At 65.4% G+C, this 25,249-nt stretch carries 20 protein-coding genes and 3 pseudogenes; 9 read left to right on the top strand and 14 right to left on the bottom strand.

All coding sequences use genetic code 11. The features are described from left to right. Positions 1-23: 23 nt before the first annotated feature. Entirely contained in the window at positions 24-698 is a 675-nt protein-coding gene (gene mtgA, locus ACETMP_RS25135) for a monofunctional biosynthetic peptidoglycan transglycosylase (protein ID WP_375158265.1), read from the bottom strand. 161 nt (positions 699-859) lie between these two features. On the opposite strand from mtgA, the gene ACETMP_RS25130 reads away from it, so the two are divergent. Further along, positions 860-1,783, top strand: a complete 924-nt coding sequence (locus tag ACETMP_RS25130) for a polyprenyl synthetase family protein (RefSeq protein ID WP_375158264.1) — start codon at positions 860-862, stop codon at positions 1,781-1,783. Positions 1,784-1,980: 197 nt separating this feature from the next. Further along, on the top strand, positions 1,981-2,670 hold the full coding sequence (locus ACETMP_RS25125) for a DUF1345 domain-containing protein (protein WP_375158263.1): 690 nt from the start codon (positions 1,981-1,983) through the stop codon (positions 2,668-2,670). A gap of 46 nt (positions 2,671-2,716) precedes the next feature. Here ACETMP_RS25125 and ACETMP_RS25120 read toward each other — a convergent pair whose 3' ends face one another. Continuing rightward, the gene (locus tag ACETMP_RS25120; protein WP_375158262.1) at positions 2,717-4,543 is read right to left on the bottom strand and encodes a caspase domain-containing protein; all 1,827 of its coding nucleotides are present in this window, start codon (positions 4,541-4,543) and stop codon (positions 2,717-2,719) included. A 184-nt stretch (positions 4,544-4,727) separates the two neighbouring features. Continuing rightward, complete coding sequence (locus ACETMP_RS25115; RefSeq protein WP_375158261.1) at positions 4,728-5,156, bottom strand: GFA family protein; 429 nt, start codon at positions 5,154-5,156, stop codon at positions 4,728-4,730. A gap of 93 nt (positions 5,157-5,249) precedes the next feature. Between ACETMP_RS25115 and ACETMP_RS25110 the strand changes: the two genes are divergently transcribed. The 3 genes from ACETMP_RS25110 to ACETMP_RS25100 all read left to right on the top strand — a co-directional run bounded on the left by ACETMP_RS25110 (position 5,250) and on the right by ACETMP_RS25100 (position 8,362). Continuing rightward, positions 5,250-5,624, top strand: coding sequence for a nuclear transport factor 2 family protein (locus ACETMP_RS25110; protein ID WP_028133806.1), 375 nt, complete (start codon positions 5,250-5,252; stop codon positions 5,622-5,624). 226 nt (positions 5,625-5,850) lie between these two features. Further along, positions 5,851-6,708, top strand: a complete 858-nt coding sequence (gene bla / locus ACETMP_RS25105) for a class A beta-lactamase (RefSeq protein WP_375158260.1) — start codon at positions 5,851-5,853, stop codon at positions 6,706-6,708. 46 nt (positions 6,709-6,754) lie between these two features. After that, a complete protein-coding gene (locus ACETMP_RS25100) occupies positions 6,755-8,362 on the top strand; it encodes a Na+/H+ antiporter (RefSeq protein WP_375158259.1) in 1,608 nt (535 codons plus the stop codon). Positions 8,363-8,393: 31 nt separating this feature from the next. Here ACETMP_RS25100 and ACETMP_RS25095 read toward each other — a convergent pair. From ACETMP_RS25095 to ACETMP_RS25075, 5 genes and pseudogenes are all read right to left on the bottom strand, one after another. Further along, a pseudogene (locus tag ACETMP_RS25095) lies at positions 8,394-9,207 on the bottom strand (N-acetylmuramoyl-L-alanine amidase). A gap of 120 nt (positions 9,208-9,327) precedes the next feature. Then, positions 9,328-10,223 (bottom strand): annotated as a pseudogene (locus ACETMP_RS25090) (TauD/TfdA dioxygenase family protein). A gap of 148 nt (positions 10,224-10,371) precedes the next feature. Further along, positions 10,372-11,655, bottom strand: coding sequence for a flavodoxin-dependent (E)-4-hydroxy-3-methylbut-2-enyl-diphosphate synthase (gene ispG / locus ACETMP_RS25085; RefSeq protein WP_375158258.1), 1,284 nt, complete (start codon positions 11,653-11,655; stop codon positions 10,372-10,374). Between the two features lie 142 nt (positions 11,656-11,797). Beyond that, entirely contained in the window at positions 11,798-12,781 is a 984-nt protein-coding gene (locus ACETMP_RS25080) for a DMT family transporter (RefSeq protein WP_375158257.1), read from the bottom strand. A gap of 37 nt (positions 12,782-12,818) precedes the next feature. Beyond that, complete coding sequence (locus ACETMP_RS25075; protein WP_028133798.1) at positions 12,819-13,313, bottom strand: Fur family transcriptional regulator; 495 nt, start codon at positions 13,311-13,313, stop codon at positions 12,819-12,821. A gap of 157 nt (positions 13,314-13,470) precedes the next feature. Here ACETMP_RS25075 and ACETMP_RS25070 point away from each other — a divergent pair. The 4 genes and pseudogenes from ACETMP_RS25070 (at position 13,471) to ACETMP_RS25055 (ending at position 18,249) form a co-directional block, all read left to right on the top strand. Further along, positions 13,471-13,954, top strand: a pseudogene (locus tag ACETMP_RS25070) (MarR family winged helix-turn-helix transcriptional regulator). Beyond that, entirely contained in the window at positions 13,947-15,110 is a 1,164-nt protein-coding gene (locus ACETMP_RS25065) for an HlyD family secretion protein (protein WP_375158256.1), read from the top strand. Before ACETMP_RS25070 ends, ACETMP_RS25065 begins: the two are co-directional and overlap by 8 nt. A gap of 24 nt (positions 15,111-15,134) precedes the next feature. Next, positions 15,135-16,691: an MDR family MFS transporter gene (locus ACETMP_RS25060; protein WP_375158255.1), complete on the top strand. Its 1,557-nt coding sequence runs from the start codon at positions 15,135-15,137 to the stop codon at positions 16,689-16,691. A gap of 145 nt (positions 16,692-16,836) precedes the next feature. Beyond that, positions 16,837-18,249 carry an IS4 family transposase gene (locus ACETMP_RS25055; protein WP_375157370.1) on the top strand — a complete coding sequence of 471 codons (1,413 nt, stop codon included), beginning with the start codon at positions 16,837-16,839 and terminating at the stop codon, positions 18,247-18,249. A gap of 37 nt (positions 18,250-18,286) precedes the next feature. Here ACETMP_RS25055 and ACETMP_RS25050 read toward each other — a convergent pair whose 3' ends face one another. The 6 genes from ACETMP_RS25050 to pcaF form a co-directional block, all read right to left on the bottom strand. Next, on the bottom strand, positions 18,287-19,351 hold the full coding sequence (locus ACETMP_RS25050; protein WP_375158254.1) for a phosphotransferase: 1,065 nt from the start codon (positions 19,349-19,351) through the stop codon (positions 18,287-18,289). A gap of 77 nt (positions 19,352-19,428) precedes the next feature. Then, complete coding sequence (locus tag ACETMP_RS25045) at positions 19,429-21,117, bottom strand: methyl-accepting chemotaxis protein (RefSeq protein WP_375158253.1); 1,689 nt, start codon at positions 21,115-21,117, stop codon at positions 19,429-19,431. Positions 21,118-21,385: 268 nt separating this feature from the next. After that, complete coding sequence (pcaG, locus tag ACETMP_RS25040) at positions 21,386-21,988, bottom strand: protocatechuate 3,4-dioxygenase subunit alpha (protein ID WP_375158252.1); 603 nt, start codon at positions 21,986-21,988, stop codon at positions 21,386-21,388. Further along, complete coding sequence (pcaH, locus tag ACETMP_RS25035; RefSeq protein ID WP_375158251.1) at positions 21,989-22,690, bottom strand: protocatechuate 3,4-dioxygenase subunit beta; 702 nt, start codon at positions 22,688-22,690, stop codon at positions 21,989-21,991. A gap of 123 nt (positions 22,691-22,813) precedes the next feature. Beyond that, a complete protein-coding gene (locus tag ACETMP_RS25030; RefSeq protein ID WP_375158250.1) occupies positions 22,814-23,707 on the bottom strand; it encodes a dioxygenase in 894 nt (297 codons plus the stop codon). Between the two features lie 117 nt (positions 23,708-23,824). Further along, positions 23,825-25,033, bottom strand: a complete 1,209-nt coding sequence (pcaF, locus tag ACETMP_RS25025) for a 3-oxoadipyl-CoA thiolase (RefSeq protein ID WP_257179250.1) — start codon at positions 25,031-25,033, stop codon at positions 23,825-23,827. Positions 25,034-25,249 lie beyond the last annotated feature (216 nt).

Below are 25,249 nucleotides of genomic sequence, written 5' to 3'. Positions count from 1 at the left end.
ATACGCCCGGAACGGGCTCAAAATCAGCGATTTTCGCGCCAGCAGGTCGCGAGCGAACTCGCCTGCCCCCGCGCCATATAGGTGGCCGCAAGCCGCCGGGCCCCAGGGCCCGGGGTTTTAGCGCTGCGTTTGACTGGATTCGGCAGGATCGAGGCCAGGAGCGCCGCCTCCCGGGGTGAAAGGTCCTCCGCCGACTTGCCAAAGGCATGGGCGCTGCCGGCCTCGACGCCAAATTGCCCCTGCGGACCGAGCTCGGCGATGTTGAGGTAAATCTCCAGGATCCGCGGCTTGGGCAGGACGAGGTCGATCCAAAGGGCCAGCGGGAATTCCAGTGCCTTGCGGACGAAATCCCGCCCCTGCCAGAGGAACAGGTTCTTTGCGACCTGCTGGGTGATGGTGGAGGCGCCCCGGAACGGCGTACCGTCCTCCTGCGCATCATCGATCGCCTCGCGCAACGCGCCCCAATCGATCCCGTGATGCTTGCAGAAATGCGCGTCCTCGGCCGCTACCACTGCGCGCGGCAGATAGGGCGACATCGCGGCCAGATCGATCCATTCCCGCTGCATCGGCGCGCCGCGAAGCGAGCGCCAGGCCATCAGCGTCGAGACGGGATGGCCGGTGCGGTAGAATGGCGCGATCACATAGGGCGCGAGCAGCGCAACTGCGAGCACCAGGAGAAGGATTTTGACGACGCGCAAATCAACCTTTCCGGCGCAAAAAGAAACGCGGCCACCGATCCTGCTATTAAGTCTGTGATAATTCGGGCCTTTTCCAGCACTTTTTAGGCCTTCCAAACGATTGACTGAGGCGGGCGCATAAAGGATTGTCCCGCCGAATTTTAGTTCTGGAGCCCTTCTTGATGACCGGCAAGTCCCCGTCCGATTTCGCCAAACGTCTGGACAAGACCGCTGATGATACCGAGGCCCTGCTCGGGCGCCTGCTGTCGGACGATATCCTGCACGATGAGATCGCCCGGCCCAAGCGACTGATGGACGCAATGCGCTATTCGAGCCTGAACGGCGGCAAGCGTTTGCGACCGTTCCTGGTGGTCGAGAGCGCAGCCGTATTCGGCGTGCCGCGCGAAGCGGCGCTGCTCGTGGGCGCGGCGCTCGAATGCATCCACTGCTATTCGCTGATCCATGACGACCTGCCGGCCATGGACAATTCGGACCTGCGCCGCGGCCGCCCCACCCTGCACAAGAAGACCGATGACGCCACCGCGATCCTCGCCGGCGACGGTCTCCTGACGCTCGCCTTCGACATCGTCACCCGCGACGAGATCCATCGCGACGCCAATGTGCGCCTCCTGCTGACGCGCGCGCTGGCGCGCTGCGCCGGCATCGGCGGCATGGTCGGCGGCCAGATCCTCGATCTCGCCGGCGAGGGCCGCTTTGGCGGCAACGAGCCGATCGACGTCGCCCGTATCCAGCAGATGAAGACCGGCGCCCTGCTGCGCTACGGCTGCATCGCGGGCGCGATCCTCGGCCAGGCCTCGCAGAAAGAATATCAGGCGCTCGACGATTACGGCCGCGCGCTCGGCGAGGCCTTCCAGATCGCGGACGATCTGCTCGACGTCGAGGGCGATGCGGCAGCGCTCGGCAAGCCGGCCGGCGCCGATGCCGCGCTTGGCAAGACCACGTTCGTCACCCAGCTCGGCATCGAGGGCGCCAAGCAGCGCGTGCGCGACCTGCTCGCGCGGGCCGACAGTGCCGTCTCGATCTTCGGCGACCGCGCCGCCGTGCTGCAGGCAGCGGCACGCTTCGTCGCCGAGCGGAAGAACTGATAGCTCCGGGCTCCTTCACCTCGCCCGCTTTGCGGGAGAGGTCGACACGCTCGCACAGCGTGGCGGGTGAGGGCACTCTCCTCTTGGGGGTCCTCGATTGTGGAGGCACCCTCTCCCCGTCCCTCCCCCGCGGGCGGGGGACGGAGCGCAGCTACGATGCGGCCACAACGAGAGTTGAGTGAGAGAGCCGTCCCGTCATGGCTATAAACAAGGAAGATCCCGCCCTCGCCCGCTTCCGCAAGATGTCGCGGCCGGTGCGGCTGATCTATGCGCGGCCGCGGACCTTCATCGCGGTCGGGGCCGGCATCCTGGTCGGCCTGCTGCTGCCGGGCTCGTACCGGCTGGTGACGCGGCTCCTGTTCGGCTGGGACGCGCTGATCTCGGTCTATCTCGTGCTGGTCTATGCGATGATGCTGTGCAACGACCACCACCACATCCGCCGCGCCGCCGCGATGCAGGACGACGGCCGCTTCGTGATCCTGCTGGTGACGGCGATCGGCGCCTTCGCCAGCATCGCGGCAATCGTCTCCGAACTCGGCACGCCCCAGCGCGGAGTGCTGGAGTTGAGTATCGCCATCACCACCATTGCCTTGTCGTGGGCCGCCGTGCACACGACCTTCGCGCTGCATTACGCGCATGATTATTACCGCAGCACCACGCCGGGCGGCCTGCAATTCCCAAGTGGCGACAAGGACGACCACGCCGACTATTGGGACTTCGTCTATTTCTCGTTTGTGATTGGCATGACCGCGCAGGTCTCCGACGTCGGCATCACCGACAAGACGATCCGCCGCACCGCCACCGCGCACGGGATCGTGTCGTTCATCTATAACACGGCCTTGCTGGCCCTGACGGTGAACATCGCAGCGAGCGCGATCTCGGCCTGACGTCGTCCGAGCCTTGCCGGACGACGCTCTCGACCACGCATGCCCCTCAGCGACACACCTCGACATTAGCGTCGACGTGGGGGCCGCCGCCGCCGCGATATTCGAGATGGCAGCCGCGGTTGACGGGACGGCAACCGAGGCTGTTGCAGAATATCTGACCGCCGCCGGAGGGACGGCTGGCACCAGCCGCGGCGGCAATGCCGGCCGCGGCACCATAGCCGCCCGCCGTGCCAGCGCCAGCACCGCCGGCCTGACGACGCTGCCGGGCGGGACGCTCGTCACCGTCATCGCGCTTTGCCGTCGCCGGCTTGGCCGGCCTTGCGGCGCGCTGCTTCTCGCACTCATTGTCGTCGTTGACCGCATAGCCCTCGCGGCAGACGATCTTCGTGCATTTGTCGCCGTCGGCCTTGAAGCCGTGCTCGCAAACCAGCGGGCAGACCCGCGCCGGCTTGGCCTTGACCGCATCGAGCGCGTCGGTGCTCGCGACCTTCACGTCGAGCTTGGTGCCGGCATAGCGATTGAACTGCGACAGCGAGCGCTGCGAGGACGTATTCCAGTTGCCGTCGGCCGAGCCCGAGAAGCAGCCGACACGGCCGAGCTCGGTCTGCACCGACCGGTTGAGATCGGCCGGCGCGGTCGGCGGCGTCAGCGAGGCGACATTGGTGCCGGCCGGGCCTGCCGTGCTGGCCGGCGCGGCGCTCGGGGCCGTGGCGGCGAGGTTGACGCGCTGCTGCTCGGCGGCAGCCGCCTGCTGCTGCGCCTGCTCCTTCGCCTTCTGCGCGGCAAGCTGGGCCTGCTCGGCGGCTTTGGCATCGGCCGCGGCTTTGGCCTGCGCGTCCTTCTGGGCGCCGAGGGCCGCGAGGCGATCGCGCTCGGCCTCGGCCTGCTTCGCCTTCGCGATAGCCGCTGCATGGGCCTGCTCGGCACCAAGCTTTTCGACCTGGAGCTTGGCGAGATCTGCATAGAAGCCATCGGGATGCTGGGCGAGGAAGGCGTCCCATGCCGCCTTGTTGCCAACCTGCAGCGCGAGCTCGTAGTCGCGGCGGATATCGGCCTGCGGGTTCGCCACCGGCGCGACGGGCGCAGCGGCCACCACCTTGACCGGAACCAACGGCACGTCCTCGCCGCCGAGTGAGCCGTAGACGAACGGCTCCTGCTTGTTGCCGGTCGACTTGAGCACCTCGTCGCGCACGAAACCGAAGGCGCGGCGGACATCGAGGCCCGGCGTCGTCAGATATTTCGACAGCGCCACCGTAAAGGGGCTGTTGGCGCCATCGCCGTCCTGGGCGGTGAAGCCGGCCTTCGCCGAATAGGCGATCAGCGTGTTGGGGCTGGTCGGCTCGACTTGTGCGAGGCCCCGCCCCATGGCGCGCGAGGCAATCGTGCGCTTCATCCTCTTGGCGAAAGGATTGTCGCGGCAGGCATCCAGGATCACCAGGCGGAGCTGCTTGGCAGGCTCGACGGCGACGAGGACGCGGTCGAGCGAGAGCGCCTCGTCATAGACGTCGGTGTCGCGCTCGAGCTTGGCGTCGACCGGGATCAGATAGTTGGAGCCCTCGACCTCGATGCCGTGGCCGGCATAGTAAACCACGGCGATGTCGGCCGTGCGGGTCGCGTCGGCAAAATCGCGCAGCACGCGCCGGGTGTCCTGCGCGGACAAATCGTGCCGGGAATCGACGATATCGAAACCGGCCTCCTTCAGCGTCTTCGCCATCACCGCACCGTCATTGACGGGGTTGGCGAGCGAGGGCGCGTGCTGATACGCCGAGTTGGCGAGCACCAGCGCGACGCGCTTTCCGGCGAAGGCGGGATCCGCGCCGAATAGCAGCGCGGCGGCGAGGAAAAGCGGGCAGAGTCTGAGCAGATTGCGCATGACACGACTTCCGAAGTTCGGGGCGTCTCGAGCCCCCTTTGGGACCGCTTTAGCAGGATCCGGCGGCGATGCTTGTGATGGAGGTCACGAAGACCGCACCGGCCAGCCGCCCGAAAGCCCCCTTTGTTTGTCGCGCCAGCGCAGCCGGGGTTCGCTGCCAGGCCGGCGTTCCGGCCGAGTTCCCTCAGCCGTCGCCGATATGCCCCCGATATTGCGGCAGATTATCCGTAATTTGGTGCCAGGGCGCCTTCGAGCCTACGAAAATATGGGCGCTCGGCTGGATCGAAGGGGCATCGACCAGGGCTCCCATGGCGACATGGACCCATTGTCCGTCGCGCACCCGGGAGTAAAGCAGCGAGCCGCATCGTCGACAATGGGCGTCATGGGCGGTGGCGTCGCCGAAAATGAGGCGCTGGTCGCCACCCCTGACGATGCGGAGCTTGTCCTGCGGGATGCCGGCAAACGGCTTGAAGGCCGAGCCGGTGGTACGTCGGCAATTCGAACAATGGCAGTTCATCGCATAGGAGAACGCGTCGGCCACCTCGAAGCGGACGGTGCGGCAGTAGCATTCGCCGGTCAAGATACGCGCGTTCGAATTTTCTGATCCGGTCATGGCAAGCCCCGGCGCAAATGGCTGACACACCCATAGCGCATTTTGATGTCTACGACTAAGTTCGCCGCAAGCCATCATGCAAAAGGATGATCCATGAGCCAGAACCGTTCGAGCGTCGAAGCCGTCGTGCAATCCTATTTTGACGGCCTTTACGAGGGCGACGCCGAAAAGCTCGGCGCCATCTTCCATCCGTCGGCTGATTTGCGCTGGGTCGAGAAGGGCGAGTTGCAGGTGCTGACTGTGCCCGACTGGCTCGATCGCGTGCGCAAGCGCCCCTCCGCCAAGGCCGAGGGCAAGCCGCGCGAGGATTTCATCGTCACCATCGACCGTTCGGACGAGAAGACTGCCTTCATCAAGGTCCGGTGCCAATTGCCGCCGCGCTACTTCACCGATTATTTGGTGGCGATGAAGCTCGCCGACGGCTGGCAGATCGTGTCGAAATCGTATCGCTACGACCTGAGGGAGTGACGCCGCCCGATCTTCGGCCGCCCGAAATCTGTCGCACTCGTTCTCCATTCTCCGTCATTGCGATCGCAACTCTCGCCGCGTCATTGCGAGGAGCCCTCGCGACGAAGCAATCCAGAATCGCTCCGGGGAGACAGACTGGATTGCCGCGTCGCTTCGCTCCTCGCAATGACGACGCGGATGCGGCATCTGCTTCATTTCCCACCCCCGGCGCCCCTGAAAGCCTCCCATGCCGCTCGATCGCCGTTCTCTGCTCGCCTCGCTCTGCTGGATGGCTGCGTCTCCCGCGCTTGCCGCGGAGGCGCCGCCTGAATTCGGAGCCTACGAGCGCGAGAGCGGCGGGCGCGTCGGGCTCCATGCGGAGAACCTTGCGACCGGCGCAAAGCTCAGCTGGCGCGCCGATGAGCGCTTCGTCATGTGCTCGACCTTCAAGGTCTCGCTCGCGGCCTGCGTGCTGGCGCGGGTCGGTCGCGGCGAAGAGCAGCTCGCGGCCATGATCCCCTACGGCAAGGCCGACCTGCTGGAATATGCGCCGGTCGCCAAGCAGAATCTCGCGGCCGGCACGATGTCGGTCGCCGACATGTGCAAGGCGATCGTCGAGCTCAGCGACAACACCTGCGCCAATCTGCTGCTGGCACGGATCGGCGGGCCGGCGGCCCTCACCGCATTCTGGCGGTCGATTGGCGATACCACCTCGCGGCTCGATCATAACGAGCCGGAGCTCAACCGCTCGCCGCCCGGCAATCCCCAGGACACCACGACGCCGGCGGCGATGACGGGCAATTTGCGGCGTCTGGTGGTCGGCGACGCCCTGTCGCCGGCCTCGCGTGCCCTGCTCACGGATTGGATGGTGAACTGCAAGACCGGCGCGAACCGGCTGCGCGGCGGCCTGCCCGCAAGCTGGACCATCGGCGACAAGACCGGCTACAACGGCAAGGATGCAGCGGGCGACATCGCAGTGGCCTGGCCCAAACCCGACACGCCGATCCTGATCACGGCCTACGTCCAGGGCGGCGCGCCGAATGCGGCGCAGATCGAGGCCGTGTTCGCGCGGATCGGTCGGATGGTGGCTGAGCGGCTGGCGTAAGCCGCGCATTGACGTTGCGGTCGCTTCCGGGTCAAGACAGGCTGCCATGGAAGCGAAGTTTCAGACTTTCCTCATCCTGCTTGCCGTATTGGCAGGCGTGGCGCTGGCCGCACGCCGCCTCAACATCGCGCCCGCCATCCTGCTGATGCTGGCCGGCGTCGGCCTCGCCTTCGTGCCTGGCATGCCCCAGGTGGAATTGCCGCCGGAACTGGTGCTGCTGATGGTGCTGCCGCCGCTGATCTACTCGGCGAGCGTCGCCATGAGCTGGCGCGAGTTCAGGAAGAATTTGCGCCCCATCGTGCTGCTCGCGGTCGGCGCGGTGGTCTTCACCGCGGCGATGGTGGCGGCCGCGACGCATTACGTAATCGGCCTGCCCTGGACCATCGGCTTCCTGCTCGGCGCCATCGTCGCGCCGCCCGACGTGGTGGCGCCGCTCGCGATCGCGCGCCGGCTCAATATGCCGCGGCGACTCCTGGTTATCCTCGAGGGTGAAGGGCTCGCCAACGATGCCACCGCGCTGATCCTCTACCGCTTTGCGCTTGCCGCGATCATGGTCGGGCATTTCTCGCTGCCGCTTGCGGCCGGCGAATTCCTCCTTATCGTCGCCAGCGAGATCGCCTTCGGCATCGGCGTCGGCTGGCTCTCCCTTCGCTTCCGCAAATGGTCCGGAGACCCGCAGGTCGAGCTGACGCTGTCGCTGATCACGCCCTACGTGTCCTATTGGCTGCCCGAGCATGTCGGCGGCTCCGGCGTGATCGCGACGGTCGCCTGCGGGCTCTATGTGAGCTGGAACGGCCCGCTGCTGATCTCGTCCGCGACGCGGCTGCAAGGCATTTTCTTCTGGGACCTCGTGATCTACCTGATCGAAGGCGTGCTGTTCCTGCTCACCGGCTTCCAGATGCGCGCGCTCTACGAGAAATCGAAGTCATTTCCGCTCGACGACATCCTGATCGCAACCGCGGTGGTCCTGATGATCGTCGTGATCGCGCGCTTCGCCTGGCTCTATCCGGCAACCTATCTGCCGCGGATGCTCAGCAAGTCGCTGCGCCAGCGCGATCCGTCGCCACCATGGCAATGGCCGTTCGTGCTCGCCTTCACCGGCGTGCGCGGCGCGGTCTCGCTCGCGGCCGCGCTGGCGCTGCCGTTCACGCTGCCGAATGGCGAGGCTTTTCCGTATCGCGACCTGATCCTGTTCGTCGCCTTCGGTGTCATCTTCGTCACGCTGATCGGCGTCGGCCTGACGTTGCCGCCGGTGGTGCGCTGGCTCGGCGTCGCCGAGGCCGGCCGCACCGAGCACGCCGCCGAGCACGAGGCCGAGATCGCCGCCCGCCGCCAGGCGCTCGATGCCGCGCTGAAATCGCTCGACGTACTGACCGCGCAGAAGGAAGTGTCCGAAGAAGTGATGCGGCTGATGCGCGCGCGGCACGACATCCGCGTCAACCAGCTGCCGGATTCACTCGACCCCGGCCACCACGACGTGTCCGCCGCCGGCACCGCGCTGACCCGCGACTTGATCGCCGCCGAACGCAAATTCATTCACAACCTGCTGCGCGACGGCCAGATCACCGACGAGACACGGCGGCGGATCGAGCGCGACCTGGATCTGGAGGAGGCAAGCCTGGCGAACCGGGAATATCGGGGCGGGCCGCTGTAACTTTTCGTCATTGCGAGCGCAGCGAAGCAATCTACCGCCTCTCGCAGAACTGCCTCATCGCGGCCGCGACGGCGCCCGCGACCGCTTCGTGCCGCTCCGGCGAGTTCATCTCCATTTCCTCGTCGCGGTTGATGATCGAGCCGGCCTCCAGCAGCACCGCGGCGCTCCGCGTCCGCGACAGCACGACGAGCCGGTCATAGCGGTAGACACCGACATCCTTGTCGAGCAACTGGCGGCGATAGCGGCCCATCACCGGCAGAGTGTACTGGCTGGCATAGTGCAGGCCCTGCTCCTTCAGCTGCCCGCCGATCATCCGGGCCAGCATCAGGCTGGTCGCGAAGTGCGGATTCTGCCGCGACACGAACAGCGAGTGGCCCGAAAAGCGGTCGCTGAAATAGCTCTTTGCGCCGTCGAACTCCCAGGTCTCGAGCAGCTTGTCCGGCACCGAGGTCGTGATGGACCGACAGGAACAGATCGGCCCGGCCGTCATTCGCGGCGCTGACCCGCTTGAACAGGCTCGGCCGCGCCTTGCCGTCCGTGACGAGCAGCCGCGTCTCGGCAAAGCCTTCAGACTTGAGCTTTGCTGTGATCAACCTGGCGAGGCGGAAGTTGAAGCCGAACTCCGGATCGTTGCGCGCACTGAGCGCGCCGTAAGAGTCCGGCGTGTGCCCGACATCCACGACGATCCTGAATCTCGGCATCTCGCATCTGGCCGGTTGCGACGGCCCCGGCTTGGGTCTGGCTATCTTTCGCGCGGCAGCAGCCTCGCTGGCGTCGACAAGGGCGAGCGGCGACAGCAGGATCGACGCGACCAGCCCAGCGATGATCCTGCGCGATTGCCCCAAGCCCTGCTCCGCCGCGGCGATCCGCGGGCGGCCGACGAAGCCCGCGATTTGTCTTCGGGAAGATTGGCGCGGGAATCGGGGCGGGTCAACGCAAGATAGCGCTCGTGTCACGAAGAGCGATCAAACCGGCCGCTCCCCCTTCACCGTCACGCGCGTGCCGGAGCGGGTGTGCGGCCAGTAGTCCCACATCGCGCGGTGCTGGGTGCAGCGGTTGTCCCAGAACGCGATGGCGTTCTCGGTCCAGCGGAAGCGGCACTGGAACAGCGGGTTTTCGGCGTGCTGGTACAGATAGGCCAGCATCGCATCGCTCTCATCGCGCGGGATGCCGTTGATGTGGCGGGTGAAGCCGCGGTTGACGTAAAGCGCCTTCTTGCCGGTGACCGGATGCGTGCGCACCACGGGATGCTCGGCATGGGGATAACTCGGCCTGTCGGCAACGCCGTAATTCGCATAGAGCCCGCGATAGATCGGCTCGCCGTCATGCAGGGCGGTGAGGCCGTCGAGATAGGCCTTCATGCGCTCCGACAAAGCCTCATAGGCCGCGTACATGTTGGCGAACAGCGTGTCGCCGCCGCGCGGCGGGCATTGCTTGATGTAGAGGATCGAGCCCATCGGCGGCTCGAGATCGCAGGACACGTCGGAGTGCCAGCCCTCGCCATTGGCGCGCGGCGAGTTCTTGTCGGCGTAGATCTTCATCAGGGCCGGGTCTTCGTCCTCATGCGGCGCGGCGGGATGAAAGTGCAGCTCGCCGAACTTGCGGCCGAAGGCGAGATGCTGCTGCGGCGTGATATGCTGGTCGCGGAAGAAGATGACGAGATTTTCCGCCAGCGCGCGGTGGATCTCGTCCATCTGCCGGTTGGACGGCGCTTCGTCCGAGAGGAGCTTGCCGATGTCCACGCCCAAGATTCCGCGCCGATGATGGGCGTGAGCTTTTCGACCGCGATGGTCTCGTAGGGCGCGCCGTCCTCGGCCGTGTGGCGATAACGCGGACCCTGCTTGCCGGCGAGTGAGCTCATGGCGTGTCTCCCGATCGTTGTCGATTGGGAGGTATCGTAGCGATGTAGGGCGGGTTAGCGAAGCGTAACCCGCCGCTTCGCGCCCGCAAAAGAAAGGGCGGGTTAGCTGCGCTAACCCACCCTACGATTCCGACGTCGAGGAGGACGCCTACTCCGTCGCGGTCACCGGCAGCTTCGCGCCCTGGCCGTATCGCTGCTCGATATAGTCGATCACCAGCGCCTTGAAGTCGGCGGAGATGGTGGGGCCGCGCAGCGTGCGGAACTTCTTGCCGTCGACGAAGACGGGCGCGGCCGGCGCTTCGCCGGTGCCCGGCAGCGAGATGCCGATATTGGCGTGCTTGGATTCGCCGGGACCGTTGACGATGCAGCCCATCACCGCGACGTTGAGTTCCTCGACCCCCGGATATTTCGTCTTCCAATTGGGCATCTCGTCGCGGATGAAATCCTGGATCGAGCGCGCCAGCTCCTGGAACGTGGTCGAGGTGGTGCGGCCGCAGCCGGGGCACGCCGCGACCAGCGGCACGAAGGTGCGGAAGCCCATGGTCTGCAGCAGCTCCTGGCCGACCTGCACCTCCCGGGTGCGATCGCCGCCGGGCTCAGGCGTCAGCGAGATGCGGATGGTGTCGCCGATGCCCTGCTGCAACAGGATGCCGAGCGCGGCCGAGGACGCCACGATGCCCTTCGAGCCCATGCCGGCTTCGGTCAGGCCGAGATGGATGGCGTAATCGGAACGGCTGGCGAGGTCCTGATAGACCGCGATCAGATCCTGCACCGCCGAGACTTTTGCGGAGAGGATGATGCGGTTCTTCGGCATGCCGAGCTCTTCGGCGCGCGCCGCCGAGAGCAGCGCGGACTGCACCATGGCCTCGCGCGTCACGGCGCGGACGTCGCGCGGATTGGCGGAGGCCGCGTTCTCGTCCATCAGCCTGGTCAGGAGCTCCTGGTCGAGCGAGCCCCAATTGGCGCCGATGCGGACCGGCTTGTTGTTCGTGTTGGCGATCTCGATGATGTCGGCGAACTGGGTGTCGCGCTTGTCCTTGAAGCCGACATTGCCGGGATTGATGCGGTACTTGGCGAGCGCCTCGGCGCAGGCCGGATAGGCCGCGAGCAGCTTGTGGCCGATATAGTGGAAGTCGCCGATCAGCGGCGTATTGATACCGCGCTTGGCGAGGCCGTCGCGAATGTGCGGAACGGCGGCCGCGGCTTCCTCGCGGTCCACGGTAATGCGGACCATCTCGGAGCCGGCGCGCGCGAGCGCTGCGACCTGGGCGATGGTACCGTCGATGTCGGCGGTGTCGGTGTTGGTCATCGACTGCACGACGATCGGCGCACCGCCGCCGACGGCGACGTCGCCGACCTTGACCTGGGTGGTACGATGGCGCGGCGCAGGCCCCGCGATGTCGGAATCGATGCTGGTTTCGGGCTTGTTCATGGGGTCCAAATATCAGGTTTTGGTGACGTTCAGCAATGCATCAGCCGGCGCCGCAGCCGTTTGGCGGTATTCCTTTGAATTTGAAGTTCGCCCGTGCTGCGGAGCCTCCGAGCGACTTCGAATTCAAAGGGATATCAATAACTTATGAATCGAGTGCGGCCTCCGGTTCAGGAGCTCCCTTACGAGCTTGCGGCAACGGGAGAGGGAGCTCCTGAACGGCCGCACTCGGACGGTTAACCAGAAAAAGCCCAGCAATTACAAGGAGGGCGGCCGCCCCGAACGCCAGGCTTAGGGTGTCGTGCATGATGAAATAGCTACCGACCACGCCAAACAAAGGGGTGATGAAGGTAAAAGCCGACAATTTGCTGGCCGAATACGCCTTCACCAGCGCGAACCAAAGCGTGAACGTGGTTCCAACCACCCAGATCGCCTGGAACGCCATCAGGCCGAGCGACAGCGGCGACGGCGTGTGGGTGATGCTCTCACCGAACAGCCACGCCGCGAGCCCCAGGATCGGGATCGAGATGGCGACTTGATAGCCCAGCGCCTTCTCGGGCGCCGCAAACCGCAGCCGGGTGCCCTTGGCCACCAGCGTGGTTGCCGCCCACAGCGCCGCGCCGCCGACGATCATGAGATCGCCGAGCAGGACATGCGCATCGACATTGGCCTGCGGCACGCCGATCGCGAGCGCGACGCCGGCGAAGCTGATGGCGAGGCCCAGCCATTGCGAGGCACCGAGCCGCTCGCCGAGCACCTGGTAGGAGCCGAGCGCAACGAAGAACGGCGCGGTGTACAGGAACACCACCGCGCGCGAGGCCGAGGTGAGGCGCAGGCCCTGGAAGATCAGCACGAATTCAACGCCGAACATCAGGCCGGCGATCAGGCCCGGCTTCCAGGTGTGATCGTTCTCGAAGAATTTGACGCCGCGAAACGTGCCGATGATGAACAGCACCGGTAGCGCGCCTGCCGAGCGGATCGTGGCCTGGAGCATCGGCGGGATGTCCGGCAGCACCAGCTTCACCGCGATCTGGTTGAACCCCCAGGTCAGGCACAGCATGAGCATCAGGGCGATGGCGCCGGCACTGAGGGGACGTGCGGCGGAGTGGTTGGCTTGTGATGAGGACATGTCTTCCCGAAAAACCGGCTTTTGCGCCGTTGTTGCTCTATGCAGCTTTCTGGCAATGGGTGCAGACGCCCGTGATCTCCACCACGGACAGCTTCGGAGCAAAGCCCGAGCTGCGTGCCGCGGCATTGAGATCGCCGGCGAATGAGGCCGACGGGATCTCGCCGACCAGGCCGCAGCGCTCGCAAATCAGGAACGCGACCGCCGAGGTTGCGTCGTGGTCGTGGGCGGCACAGGCGAGGTAGGCGTTGCGGCTTTCGATGCGGTGCACGAGACCGTTGGCCATCAGGAAATCGAGCGCGCGATAGACCGTGATCGGCGCCGGCCGCGACATCGACTTGGCGAGCTCGTCAATCACCTCGTAGGCGCCGAGGGGACGGTGACTGGAGAGCAGCGCTGCCAGCACCTGGCGGCGGATCGGCGTGAATTTCTGCGCGCGCTGCTCGCAAACTTCCTCGGCATGCGCCAGCGCATCCGCGGTGCAGCGGCCGTGATCGTGATCGGGCGCGGGAAATGCCGGCTTGGCGAGGGTCATGCGTGGGCAATCTTAGCATCCGGGCTCGGGAACCCAAAGCGCGACCATGCAAACGGCTGTCAGCCATGCTGGCGCTGCGGGGCAGCCCCTTCTTACTCGCCATGGGAATAATCATAAGCTTGCTTATTATATGCCAAGCTTATTGGAGACCAAGCTCATGAGCCGCGGGTCGGTCGATCAAAACTTCCTGTTCACGCTGGGCGAACTCTATCGCCTGCTTCGCGTCTACGCCGACAAGGAGGCATCCCGCTTCGGCATCACCCGCGCCCAATGGGCCGTGCTGTCCAAGGTCGAGCGCAGCGAGGGCATGAAGCAGTCGGAACTCGCCGAGCTGCTCGAGATGCAGCCGATCACGCTGACCCGGCTGATCGACAAGCTCTGCGACAACGACTGGATCGAGCGCCGCAGCGACGCTTCGGACCGCCGCGTCAAGCGCCTGTATCTCAAGAAGGCCGGCCGGCAATTGCTGGGCCGGATGAGCGGGCTGAAGTCCGAGCTGACCGCCAACGCGCTCGAGGGCATCACACCGGCGGACGCCCACCGCCTGCTGACCCAGCTCCGAGGCCATCAAGGAAAACGTGCGCACTGCGATCCAGGCATCCGGCGCCGAGCAAGCACGCAAGGAGCAGCGCTATGGCTGACCAAGTCCTCAAGTTCCAGCCCGAGCAGAAGACTGACGGCGGCAAGCCCACCAAGAAAGCCGGCACCGACCCGCGCCGCCGCCTGGTGGCGGGCCTGCGCCGCTATCGCCGCTTCCTGCTCCTGGTCGTGCTGCCTGTTGTCGCCGCCATCGGCGGCCTCACCTTCTACCTGCATGGCGGCCGCTATGTCGGGACCGACGACGCCTATGTCGGCGCCCAGAAGGTGCTGGTGACGCCCGACATCTCCGGCAAGATCCTGAAGGCGATCGTGAAGGAGGGCCAGTCGGTCAAGCGCGGCGACGAGCTGTTCGAGATCGACCCCGTTCCGTTCCGCCTCGCGGTGAACGAGGCCAAGGCGCAGCTCGCGCAGGCCCGCACGACCTATGACAACCTCGTCGCCAACATCAAGATCTATGGCGATATGCTCGATCTGGCCCAGCAGGGCTTCGATCTGAAGAAGCGCGATGTCGAGCGCAAGCAGGCGCTGGTGAAGAACAATTTTGGCTCGCAGCTCGACCTCGACAACGCCTCGACTGCATTGGTCACCGCCGGCGGGCAGGCGCAATACATCAAGCAGCAACTCTCCAACGCCAAGACGCAGCTGCTCGGCGACCCCGAATTGCCGCTTGAGCAATTCCCGCCCTACGCGCAAGCCAAGGCCAAGCTGGACGACGCCCAGCGCAACCTCGACCACACCGTGCTGCGCGCGCCGATGGAAGGCGTGGCGACGCAGGTCGAGCAGATCCAGCTCGGACGCTACGTCGCGGCCGGCACGCCGGTGTTCTCCATCATCGACGTCGCCCATCCCTGGGTCGATGCCAATCCGAAGGAGAGCGACCTCACCCATGTCACCGTGGGGCAGCCCGTCACGCTCGAGGTCGACGCGTTCCCGAACCACGTCTTCAAGGGCACGATCGGCTCGCTCTCGCCCGGCACCGGCGCGCAATTTGCGATCCTGCCGCCGCAGAACGCCACCGGCAATTTCGTCAAGGTGGTGCAGCGCGTACCGATCCGCATCTATTTCGACGAGACCGACAAATACGTGCGGAAGCTGAAGGCCGGTATGAGCGTCTATGCCACCATCGACACCGGCCATCGGCGCTCGCTCGCCGGCCTCTTCGGCCTGTCGGCGACCGCGAGCCAGGACAAAGACTAAACCAACAAGACAAAGACTGATCCGATGTCCGGTCCCAACGCCAATCTGATGGTCCCCGGCCTGCGCCGTAACATGGTGACGATCTGCGCCATGACCGCGACCATCATGCAGGCGCTGGACACCACCATCGCCAACGTCGCCCTGCCCTACATGCAGGGCACGCTGTCGGCCTCGCAGGACCAGATCAACTGGGTGCTGACCTCCTACATCGTCGCCGCCGCGATCATGACGGCACCGGTGGGATGGATCGCCAACCGCTTCGGCCGCAAGCGCATCTTCATCATCTGCTCGGCCGGCTTCACCATGGCCTCGGTGCTGTGCGGCCTCGCGCAGGACATCAACCAGATGGTGCTGTTCCGCCTGCTGCAGGGCGTGTTCGGCGCCGCCCTGGTGCCGCTGTCGCAATCGGTCATGCTCGACTATTACACGCTCCAGGAGCGTGCCAAGGCGATGTCGATCTGGGGCATGGGTGTGATGATGGGCCCGATCATGGGCCCCTCTCTCGGCGCCTGGCTGACCGAGACCTATTCCTGGCACTGGGTGTTCTTCGTCAATCTGCCGTTCGGCGTCATCACGGTGCTCGGGCTGATCGTGTTCATGGACGAGACCAGAAAGGACCTCAGCCTCAGATTCGACTGGTTCGGCTTCGCCGCGCTGGCGATCGCGATCGGCGCGCTCCAGCTCGCGCTCGATCGCGGTGAGCAATTAGGTTGGTTCGAATCAGGCGAGATCGTCGCCGAATTCATCGTCTCGGCCGTCGGCTTCTACTTCTTCCTCGCGCACTCCTTCACGACCTCGACCCCGTTCATCCGCTTCGCGCTGTTCCGGGACCGCAACTTCGTCACCGGCTGCGTATTCATGGTCGTGATGGGTCTCGTGTTGTTCTCGACCATGGCGCTGGCCTCGCCCTACATGCAGAACGTGATCGGCTATCCCATCATCACCGCCGGCCTGCTGCTGGCGAGCCGGGGCCTCGGCACCTTCTTCGCCATGATGCTGGTCGGCCGCATGATGCGCTATTTTGAGGCGCGCACGCTCATCATCTCAGGCCTGACGCTGACCGCGGGCTCGCTGTTCCAGATGACCGGCTGGACCGACCTGACGCAGGTGCCGGAGATCGTCACCGTGAGCGTCATCCAGGGCTTCGGCTTCGGCCTCGTCTTCGTGCCGCTGTCGACCGTGGCGTTCCTGACGCTCTCGGACGATCTGCGCACCGACGGCACCGCGATGCTGACCCTGATGCGCAACGTCGCGAGCTCGGTCGGCATTTCCGTCGTCATCGCCGAGCTGACGCAGGGAACGCGGCGGACCTACGCGATTCTCTCCGAGCACATCAACCCGTTCAACCACGCGCTGCAGATGCCCAGCGTCAGCGGCCTGATCAATCTCTCAACCGACGCCGGCCGCGCCATGGCGGACAGGATGGTCAGCGTGCAGGCGCAGATCATCGCCTTCGCCCACGACTACCAGCTGGTGATGGTCTTCATCCTCTGCACGATCCCGCTGGCTTTTCTGATCGGCTCGACCAAGACCACGCTGCGCAGGCAGGCGGCCGGGCCGGAACATGCGGTGATGGAGTAGCTCCGCTGTCGTCCCGGACAAGCGCAGCGAAGCGGAGCGTAGATCCGGGGTTATGGGTCCCTGCGTTCGCACTAGGGCATGCACATATCTGGTGCGGCGGATTGACTCGGGTCCGCCTTGGGGGATTCCAGAATCGGAAGTCTGTGTGATTCCTATTGCTGCACTCCATGGTTCGGACGGGGTGCTGCGATGTTGTCACGGATTGACTGGACGCTGGGCCGGTTCGGGGATCTTCGTCTCGATAAAGGGGGCGGCGTTCGTCGAACGCATGGTTGCGGGCAGAACTGTCTGCCTTCGACAGCTCTCCAGGGGGAACCGCGCGCTGGAAGTGCGGTTCAACCGCTTTCTTGGCCATGACAAGGTGACGGTGGAGCGGATCATCGAAAGCTGGAGCGATAGCACGGTCGCTGCGGTGGAAGGCCGCCACGTGCTGGCCATCCAGGACACCAGCGAGGTCCACTTCAACACCACGCCGCAAAGCCGGCGCGGGCTCGGAGAAATCGGCAAAGGCAATAGCCACGGCGTGCTGCTGCACCCGCTGCTGGCTGTGGATGCCGATGACGGCAGCTGTCTTGGGCTTGTGAGCGGGCAGATATGGACGCGCGCAGGTCGCCGCACGACCTCGCACGACGATCGGGAATTATCGGACAAGGAATCGCAGCGCTGGATATCCTCTGCCGTGGCGGCGCGACCACTGCTTGCCAAGGCCGCGGTGGTGACGTTGCTGGGGGATCGCGAGAGCGATATTTTTGCCCTCTATGCCAGCTCGGCTGAGCAACACTTCCACATCATCGCGCGCAGCATGCATGATCGCAAGCTTGCCGACCGCAGCAGTCTGTATCAGGTCAGCGATGCCATGGCTGCGGTGGACCGGCGTACGATCCAACTGCCTGCGCGCGCCGCGCGGCCCGCTCGCCTGGCCCACCTCGAACTTCGCTTTGACGCAATCGAGCTTGCCCGCCCACAGACTAAGTTCCTGCACCATCTGCCGAAAAGCTTGCCATTGACGGTGGTCGATGTGCGAGAGGTCAATGTCGAAGCCGGCGTAGAGCCGCTGCACTGGCGGCTTCTCACCTCTCACGAGGTTGCCGGCATCGAGGACGCCTGGCGCATCGTCCAATGGTACAAGCAGCGCTGGATTATCGAGCAGTTCTTCCGCACTCTGAAGACGCAAGGCCTCAAGCTCGAAGACAGCCAGATCGGATCCGCCGATCGGCTTCTCAAGCTGGTCGCAATCGCCGCCAAGGCGGCCGTCATCACCATCCAGCTTCTGCAGGCCCGCAATGGTAGTCGCCAGCCTATTGGCGTTGCCTTCGACACCAGCCAAATTGGCGCGCTCATTGCCCTCAACCAGCAACTCGAAGCCGCGAGCAAACGACTAAAGAACCCATATCCGCCCGACCGCCTCGCTTGGGCCGCCTGGATCATCGGCCGTCTCGGTGGCTGGGATGGCTACCCATCGTCCAAGCCGCCGGGCCCCATCACCTTCAAGAACGGCCTCGAATACTTCCACGCCGTCGCGGCGGGATGGAGCCTCAGAGATATGTGCATGCCCTAGTGCGTTCGCAGGGACGACACCGAAATTGTAGCGCGCCCTAGCCCAACAACTCCTCGCAGCCCAAATCATCCACCGCTGCCATCACCCGCTCCAGATTATTCCACCAGATCACCGGCGGGATGTTGATGCTCCACTGCCAGACCGGCCTCGTGATCTGCCAGAGCACCGCCCAGCGATAGTCGCGATCGAGCGCGCCGCGCGTGTAGCCGGCGATGCCGCCCTCGATCAGCGTGTCATGGTAGAGATTGAGCAGCGAGCGTTCGAGCGCCTGCCGTCGCTCCGGATACCAATGCATCGCCATCATGTAGGCGAGGTCGTGGGTTGGAACGCTGATGCTCCACAGGTCGAAGTCGAAGATCCGCACGGTGTCCGCAACGCCCACGCGCGGCAGCAGGAAATTCCAGACATGGGCATCGCCATGGGTGATGCTGAGGTGGCGGCGCGAATGGTAGCGCTCGGACAGCCGATCCGATTGATCGATCAGGCGCCGATAGAGTGTGCGCCGCTCCTCGCTGAGGCGGTCACCGAGATAATCGGCAAAGCGGTCGTAATGTCCGGCGAACGTCTCCATGCGCTCCGCGCTGTCCTCGGGGCTGGCGAAGGTGCCGACGGCATCGCCGAGGCCCGGATGGTCCCACCACGCCGCGTGCCAGCGTGCGAGCGTCGTCACGATCGCGATCGCCTGCTCGCGCGATGGCGGCAGCGGCCAAGCCGCCGCGATGGCGTGGCTGTCGGTGAGGTCCTCGAGCAGAAGATGCCAGGCGAGGCTGTCCTCGTCGAAATGTCCGTCGAAACAGCGGGGCACGAGTCCCGGCGGCATGCTCGGCGTCAGCCGCGTGTAGTATTCCACCTCGCGCCGGCCGCCATTGGCAAGTTTCTCGGCGAAGGCGGCATTCGCGGTCTTCAGGATCAGCGATTGCGGGGCGCCGGCGGATTCGCCGACATAGCGCAGGCCCAGCCGGATGATATGGGAGACGAGGGTATCGCGCTGGTGCAGCACCTTGACCTCGCGCACCGCGCCGGCGTCCAGCACACCGCCCCGGCGCAGCGCGGCTGTCAGTCGGGCGGCCTCAACGACCGCCGGCAATTGTGGAGATGTCATGAACCACGATGCCCCTGTCCCGCGCCATCCTGCACGATCTGCACTCCCGCACACCAGCAGCCGACATGCCGCCGGGCTCAGGCTGCCGCGGTCGAGTCGCGCACGGTCCGCACCACGACCGAGCGCAGCTGTTCGAGATTGGCCGCCATGCCGGCGATCGCCTGCCTGACCTCGGCGGCGCGCTCGTTCACGGAGGCGGCGTCGCGGCTGACATTGCCGATCTTGGCCGAGACCTCCTTGGCCGCAGACGCCGATCTGGAAATCGACCGCGTGATCTCCCGCGTCGCGGCGTCCTGCTCTTCCATCGCAGCGGCGACAGACGTCGCCACGCCGTCGATCTCGACGATGTGACCTCCCATCGTCTCGACGGCATCGACCGCGGCCTGCGTCGAGGCCTGGATCTCGGCAATCAGCCGCGCGATCTCCTCGGTGGATTTGGCGGTCTGGTCCGACAGGGATTTCACCTCGGCAGCGACCACGGCGAAGCCGCGGCCGGCCTCGCCGGCGCGCGCCGCCTCGATCGTGGCGTTGAGCGCCAGCAGGTTGGTCTGGCCGGCGATGCCGCCGATGAGGTCGGAGACCTCGGCGATCTTCTTCACCGATCCGGCCAGCGCCTGGATGGTCGAACGCGCCTGCTCGCGGCCGGCGACCGCCGATTTCGTGACCGAGCTGGTCCTCGCGACCTGGCTCGCGATCTCGCGGATCGAGGCGCTCAGTTCCTCGGCCGCGGCCGAGACGGTCTGCGAACTTCCGAGGGCCTGGGTGGAGGCTGCGGCGACGGCCTGCGACTGCGCCGAGAGCGAACTTGCAATCTCGGACAGGCTGGTGGCAGCCCGCTCCACGCCTTGGCTCGCCGCGCTGGCGGTGTCGACCGAGCGGCCGGTCTCACGCTCGACGGTCTCCGCCATCTGTTGCAACGCACCACGTTTGGCCAGCGCCGCCTCCTGCTCCTGCCGCAATTGTTCCTCGCGCAGACGGGAATTCTCGACCGCCGCCTGCTTGAACACCACGAGCGCGCCCGCCATCGAGCCGACCTCATCCTGGCGGTGGGCGAACGGAATGTCGGCGGCGAGATCGCCGGTCGAAAGCTTCTGCATCGTGTCCGTCATGCGCACGATCGGGCGCACCACGCCGACGGCAACGCCGAGCAGGCCCGCGGCAACAAAGGCGAGGACGGCGGCGGAGACGCCGAGGAGGATCCAAAGCATCGAGCTGTCGCGGTCCGCGGCCAGCTTCTCCATGGCGGCATTCTGCTTGTTGGCGCTCTCGACAATGCTGTCGATCACGGCGCGATGCGCCGTATAGGCCTCCTTGACCTGGGCATAGGCGCGCTCGGATGCAGCCGTGTCCTTGGCCTTGAGGGCCGGCAGCAGCTGGTCGGACGCCTTCCAAAACTTCTGCACTTCGGCGTCGGATTTCGACACCAGCGCCGTCTTCAGGTCGGCCGCGAGGCTGGAGGAGACCCAGAAGGCCTTACGCTCGTCGTAGTCCTTGCGGAGCTGAACCAGGCGCTCGCCGTGGGCCGCCAGCTGATCCGGCTCGCGCATGGCCAGGGTCGCCTCGAGATAGGCCTCGATGACATATTCCGGCGGCGGCAGAATGTCCGCGATGAGATCGTAGCCCAGCTTGATGTCGGAATAGAGCGGACCGCCGACCTTGAGCTCACGGAGCGCATAGAGGCTGGTGGAGACCACCGCTGCAAAGCCGATCGCGAGAACGATTCCGAATGCGATGATCGCGGAGGACAGCGACAAACGAATTTTCATGAAATGACCCAGGGCGTGCGCCGAAACCGCGTGCAGCCTAGATCAATGTGGTAAATACGGGATTGCACCCCGGGCCAATCGTGAAAGAAACGCTCCGCAAAACTACGGCAATTGGTCGCTGTTCAATCGGTTTTGGGTCAGCGGCACTGACGCACAGGCAAGAAGAGACAAAGCAGAGACACATGCGGCCGGAGACCAAGGTCGCTGGCCGCTTGCGCTGGATAAGAAATGCGGTGCCTGCGATCTGGCGTCAGCGGCACCGTTTGCCTCACACGTCGAAGAACACCGTCTCGTTGTCGCCCTGAAGCCGGAGGTCGAGCCGGTAGACCGGCTTGCCAACCTCCCGCACGGCAATCAGCGTGGCGCGGCGATCAGCGGGCACCAGTGCCAGCACGGGATCGGCGGCGTTCCCGGAGTCGTCGCTGAAATAGATGCGGGTGTAGAGATGCCGCAGCATGCCGCGGCCGAACACCGCAAGAAGGATGTGCGGCGCCTGCGGCTTGCCGTCGGGATCCGGCACCACGCCCGGCTTGATGGTCTCGAAAGCATAATTGCCGTCCTTGTCGGTGCCGCAACGGGCAAAGCCGCGGAAACTCGCATTCGGCAGCGCACGCTTGTCCTGCGGGTCGGCGAAGCGGCCTTGCGCGTCCGCCTGCCAGATCTCCAGCATGCAATCCGGCACGGCGACGCCGTCGCCGTCGAACACGCGGCCTTCGATACGGACGCGATCGCCCGTGACGTCGGGGGTCAGCGTCGAGTTGGTGAACGCATCGTTCCAGGCGTACTCGCCGGTCGGCGTCAGGCCGTATTTGAAGAACGGACCGACCGTTTGCGATGGCGTGATCCCGTCGGGCTTCACAGACTCTTGCACTTAATGGTTCTCCATGGGGGTGGCGTTCTTGCCGCGCAGCACGATGTCGAAGCGGTAGCACAGCGCCCATTCGGGCTGGGTGTTCTCGAGATCGAACGAGGAGACCATGCGCGCCCGCGCCTTCTCGTCCGGCACCGAGTTGAAGATCGGGTCGAACGGAAACAGCGGATCGTTCGGAAAGTACATCTGCGTCACGAGGCGCGTGACGAAGGAATAGCCGAACACCGACAGATGGATATGCGCCGGCCGCCATGCATTGTGGTGATTGCCCCAGGGATAGGCGCCGGGCTTGATCGTGATAAAACGATAATAGCCGGAGGCATCGCTCACGGTGCGGCCCGCGCCGGTGAAATTCGGATCGAGCGGCGCCGGATGCTGGTCGCGGACATGAACGTAGCGGCCGCAGGAATTGGCTTGCCAGATCTCGACCAGCGAGTTCGGTACGCCGCGGCCGTCCTCGTCACGCACATGGCCGTGAACGATGATGCGTTCGCCGATCGGCTCGCCGCTGTGCTGGGTGGTGAGATCGTTGTCGCCCTGGCGCACGGTCTCATGGCCGTAGACCGGACCGGTGAGCTCCGACAAGGTATGGCGCATCGGGATCAAGGGCCTGTTCGGCGCACGCTTGATCGAGCTCTTGTAGTCGGGCGACAGCGGCAGCGGATGCGCCTTGTTGCTGTCGGCGGGATAGATGAACGTCATTGGCGAACTCCTCCCCGGCCATGTTGCTCCGGCCGGTCGGTCAATGAATACCGCCAATCATTATAGGATATAACTAATTTGGGGAAGCCGGTTTCGCGGGCGTCCCGGCCCGGCGGGCGCGTGCTATTTGATTGGCGGACGCGGCAGCACGGCCTCGCCGGCTTCAAGCCGGTAGGTGTGGTCGAGCGAATACCAGGGCGATGCGACGTCGGGCAGGCTCGGATGCGGCGTATCATGGCGCTGGAACTTGCCGATCAGCGCCTGCGTCACCCCGAACTGCACGTCGCTGTCGATATGCGGATCGGCGGGATCGTAGACCTGCGAGATCAGCACCTTGAACCCCGGCTTGAAGATCAGGGCGTGCAGATGCGCCGGTCGATAGGGATGCCGGCCCTGCGCCGTCAGCAGCCGGCCGACCACGCCGTTCGTCGGAATGGGATAGCCGATCATCATCACCGAACGGAAGGAGAAGCGCCCGTCCTGGTCGGTCGTGAACTTGCCGCGCAGGTTCATGTCGGCCTGTTCAGGGTCCTGGTTCTCGTAGAGGCCGACCGGGGACGCGTGCCAGACATCGACCTCGGCGCCCGCAACGGGACGGCCGTCCTTGTCCACGACACGTCCATTCACGAACAGCGGCGCGCCCGGCGTCACCGAGCGCACGATCGAGCCGCCATTTTCCACCCTTGGCGAGTTCAGCCGCCAGAACGGCCCGAGCAGCGATTGATCGGTTTCCGTATTGCCCTGATCGCCATTGTTGAGCAGGCACACCAATGAGGAAACGCCAAGCGAGCCTGCCATCAGCACGACTTCGTTGTGCGTGTCGGTCGAGAGCTTACCGAGCTCGGCCACAATCGCGGTGGCGTCGCGAAACTCCTTCTCGGTCAAGCGGACGTCGCGGACGAAGCCATGCAGATGCTTGACCAGGGAGAGCATGATCTGGCGCATGCGCGGATCGGAGGTCTGCTCCATCACCGCCAGGGCTGCGGCCGTGACGTCCTGCTCGCGCTCGATGATCATGGGGCTGGTTTCTCCCTCGTCATTCCGGGGCAACCCGACAGGGCTGAACCCGGAATCTCGAGATCCCGGGTTCGGTGCGAGTGCACCGCCCCGGGATGACGGACGCTGCGCGTCCCGTCAGTTCAGCTTCTCGATCGCGACCGCGACACCTTGGCCGACGCCGACGCACATGGTGGCAAGTGCGAGCTTGCCGCCACGCTTTTCCATGCCGTGGACGGCGGTGAGCGCGAGGCGCGCGCCGCTCATGCCGAGGGGATGACCGAGCGCGATGGCACCGCCATGCGGATTGACGAAATCGGCATCATCGGCGACGCCGAGCTGGCGCATGCAGGCGATGCCCTGGGAGGCGAAGGCCTCGTTGAGCTCGATCAGGTCGAAATCGCTGATCTTCTTGCCGAGGCGCTCCATCAGCTTGCGGGTCGCGGGCACCGGGCCAATGCCCATGATGCGTGGCGGCACGCCGGCCGAGGCGAGGCCGAGGATGCGGGCGCGGGGCGTCAGGCCATGCTTCTTCACAGCGGCCTCCGACGCCAGGATCATCGCGGCAGCGCCGTCATTGACGCCGGAAGCGTTGCCGGCGGTGACGGTGCCCGGATTGCGCACGATCGGCTTCAGCTTGGCGAGGCCTTCCAGCGTGGTCTCGGGACGCGGATGCTCGTCCTTGTCGACAGTGATGGGGCCGGCCTTGCCGCCGGGAATGGTGATCGGGGTGATCTCTTCCGCGAAATAGCCGGAGGCGATCGCCTTGCCGGCGCGCTGCTGCGAGCGGATCGCGAAGGCGTCCTGGTCGGCGCGCGAGACCTGGAATTCCTCGGCGACGTTCTCGCCGGTCTCGGGCATGGCGTCGACGCCGTACTGTGCCTTCAGCAGCGGATTGATGAAGCGCCAGCCGATCGTGGTGTCGAAGATTTCGGCCGAACGCGAGAAGGCTTCCTGCGCCTTGCCCATCACAAACGGCGCGCGGGTCATCGACTCGACGCCGCCCGCAATGGCGAGCTCGATCTCGCCGGAACGGATGGCGCGGCCCGCGGCGCCGACCGCATCGAGGCCGGAGGCGCAGAGCCGGTTCAGGGTCTGGCCGGGAACCGAATCCGGCAGACCTGCGAGCAGGAGCGCCATGCGCGCGACGTTGCGGTTGTCCTCGCCAGCCTGGTTGGCGCAGCCGAAGAAGACTTCGTCCACCTGCGCCCAGTCGAGATTGGGGTGCTTGGCCATCAGCGCCTTGATCGGGGCGGCGGCGAGATCGTCGGCGCGCACCTTGGCGAGCGAGCCGCCGAAGCGGCCGATCGGGGTCCGCACGGCATCGCAGATAAAGACGTCACGCATCGTTGTTCTCCCTGAATGCCGCGGTTCGGCCCGAATTCTTCAATGACGGCGGAGTTTTAGGAGGGCGCCCGCGTCAGGTCAATTGACGGTTTCGCGGGGCAGACGTCATTCCGGGGCGCGCCATTTGGCGCCAACCCGGAATCCATTTATCGGCGTGACGTGTGGCCCGATAGATTCCGGCCTGCGCCTGCCGGCGCATCCCGGAATGACGACCGA

Origin of the sequence: Bradyrhizobium dasycarpum (assembly GCF_042019905.1) — a bacterium.
GTDB lineage: Bacteria > Pseudomonadota > Alphaproteobacteria > Rhizobiales > Xanthobacteraceae > Bradyrhizobium > Bradyrhizobium japonicum_B.
This window is presented reverse-complemented; position numbering and strand designations above follow the sequence as displayed.

What these genes read in the sequence shown, in the direction of transcription:
- ACETMP_RS25075 (WP_028133798.1), bottom strand. Translation starts at nt 13,313, where the DNA reads ATGACCCTCGCCAAGCCGGCATTTCCCGCGCCCGATCACGATCACGGC.
- ACETMP_RS25125 (WP_375158263.1), top strand. Translation starts at nt 1,981, where the DNA reads ATGGCTATAAACAAGGAAGATCCCGCCCTCGCCCGCTTCCGCAAGATG.
- ispG (WP_375158258.1), bottom strand. Translation starts at nt 11,655, where the DNA reads ATGAACAAGCCCGAAACCAGCATCGATTCCGACATCGCGGGGCCTGCG.
- ACETMP_RS25060 (WP_375158255.1), top strand. Translation starts at nt 15,135, where the DNA reads ATGTCCGGTCCCAACGCCAATCTGATGGTCCCCGGCCTGCGCCGTAAC.
- pcaF (WP_257179250.1), bottom strand. Translation starts at nt 25,033, where the DNA reads ATGCGTGACGTCTTTATCTGCGATGCCGTGCGGACCCCGATCGGCCGC.
- ACETMP_RS25050 (WP_375158254.1), bottom strand. Translation starts at nt 19,351, where the DNA reads ATGACATCTCCACAATTGCCGGCGGTCGTTGAGGCCGCCCGACTGACA.
- pcaH (WP_375158251.1), bottom strand. Translation starts at nt 22,690, where the DNA reads ATGACGTTCATCTATCCCGCCGACAGCAACAAGGCGCATCCGCTGCCG.
- ACETMP_RS25030 (WP_375158250.1), bottom strand. Translation starts at nt 23,707, where the DNA reads ATGATCATCGAGCGCGAGCAGGACGTCACGGCCGCAGCCCTGGCGGTG.
- ACETMP_RS25100 (WP_375158259.1), top strand. Translation starts at nt 6,755, where the DNA reads ATGGAAGCGAAGTTTCAGACTTTCCTCATCCTGCTTGCCGTATTGGCA.
- ACETMP_RS25130 (WP_375158264.1), top strand. Translation starts at nt 860, where the DNA reads ATGACCGGCAAGTCCCCGTCCGATTTCGCCAAACGTCTGGACAAGACC.
- bla (WP_375158260.1), top strand. Translation starts at nt 5,851, where the DNA reads ATGCCGCTCGATCGCCGTTCTCTGCTCGCCTCGCTCTGCTGGATGGCT.
- ACETMP_RS25045 (WP_375158253.1), bottom strand. Translation starts at nt 21,117, where the DNA reads ATGAAAATTCGTTTGTCGCTGTCCTCCGCGATCATCGCATTCGGAATC.
- ACETMP_RS25120 (WP_375158262.1), bottom strand. Translation starts at nt 4,543, where the DNA reads ATGCGCAATCTGCTCAGACTCTGCCCGCTTTTCCTCGCCGCCGCGCTG.
- ACETMP_RS25115 (WP_375158261.1), bottom strand. Translation starts at nt 5,156, where the DNA reads ATGACCGGATCAGAAAATTCGAACGCGCGTATCTTGACCGGCGAATGC.
- ACETMP_RS25080 (WP_375158257.1), bottom strand. Translation starts at nt 12,781, where the DNA reads ATGTCCTCATCACAAGCCAACCACTCCGCCGCACGTCCCCTCAGTGCC.
- ACETMP_RS25110 (WP_028133806.1), top strand. Translation starts at nt 5,250, where the DNA reads ATGAGCCAGAACCGTTCGAGCGTCGAAGCCGTCGTGCAATCCTATTTT.
- ACETMP_RS25065 (WP_375158256.1), top strand. Translation starts at nt 13,947, where the DNA reads ATGGCTGACCAAGTCCTCAAGTTCCAGCCCGAGCAGAAGACTGACGGC.